This window comes from Xylanibacillus composti, from assembly GCF_018403685.1.
GTDB classification, from domain to species: Bacteria; Bacillota; Bacilli; order Paenibacillales; family K13; genus Xylanibacillus; species Xylanibacillus composti.
Window position 1 is genome coordinate 1 of sequence record NZ_BOVK01000091.1, and the last position, 1341, is coordinate 1341.

1 rRNA gene is annotated in these 1341 nt (G+C 54.1%); it reads left to right on the plus strand.

The features are described from left to right. Window position 1: 1 nt before the first annotated feature. Window positions 2-1341 (plus strand): 23S ribosomal RNA (locus XYCOK13_RS21135); the annotation flags it as partial.

Consider the following 1341-nt stretch of genomic DNA (forward strand, 5'->3'; position numbering starts at 1 on the left):
AGGTTAAGCTAGAAAGAGCGCACGGAGGATGCCTAGGCGCCAGGAGCCGACGAAGGACGTGGCGAACAACGAAATGCCTCGGGGAGCCGTAAGCAGGCTACGATCCGGGGATGTCCGAATGGGGGAACCCACGTGCCGTAATAGGTACGTACACCCTGCTGAACACATAGGCAGGGCTGAGGCAGACCAGGGGAACTGAAACATCTAAGTACCCTGAGGAAGAGAAAACAACAGTGATTCCGTCAGTAGCGGCGAGCGAACGCGGATTAGCCCAAACCAGTGAGCGTGCTCACTGGGGTTGTGGGACACTCCGCATGGAGTTACAAAGGGTTAGGCTAGGTGAAGCAGTCTGGAAAGGCTCACCATAGGGGGTAACAGTCCTGTAGCCGAAAGTCTAACCTCTCCGGAGTGGATCCCGAGTAGTGCGGGGCACGTGAAACCCCGTATGAATCCGGCAGGACCATCTGCCAAGGCTAAATACTCCCTGGCGACCGATAGCGAAGCAGTACCGTGAGGGAAAGGTGAAAAGCACCCCGGGAGGGGAGTGAAAGAGAACCTGAAACCGTGCGCTTACAAGAAGTCAGAGCCCTATGATGAAACTTGTTTCATCACGGGTGATGGCGTGCCTTTTGTAGAATGAACCGGCGAGTTACGTTTGGTTGCGAGGTTAAGGTGAGAAGCCGAAGCCGCAGCGAAAGCGAGTCTGAATAGGGCGAGTATAGTAACCAGGCGTAGACCCGAAACCGGGTGATCTACCCCTGTCCAGGGTGAAGGTGAGGTAACACTTACTGGAGGCCCGAACCCACGTACGTTGAAAAGTGCGGGGATGAGGTGGGGGTAGCGGAGAAATTCCAATCGAACTCGGAAATAGCTGGTTCTCCCCGAAATAGCTTTAGGGCTAGCCTCGGTTTAGAGTAGCGGAGGTAGAGCACTGATTGGGTGCGGGGTCCGTCAAGGATTACCAAGTCTAGTCAAACTCCGAATGCCGCATATTTGATGACCGGGAGTCAGACGGTGAGTGCTAAGATCCATCGTCAAGAGGGAAACAGCCCAGACCATCCGCTAAGGTCCCGAAGTTTGTGTTAAGTGGGAAAGGATGTGGAGTTGCACAGACAACCAGGATGTTGGCTTAGAAGCAGCCACCATTGAAAGAGTGCGTAATAGCTCACTGGTCGAGTGACTCTGCGCCGAAAATGTAACGGGGCTAAACACAGCACCGAAGCGATGGCATCGAAAGATGGGTAGGGGAGCGTTCTGTACGGGTCGAAGCTGTACCGTGAGGAGCAGTGGACTGTACAGAAGTGAGAATGCCGGTATAAGTAACGAAAAGACAGGTGAGAA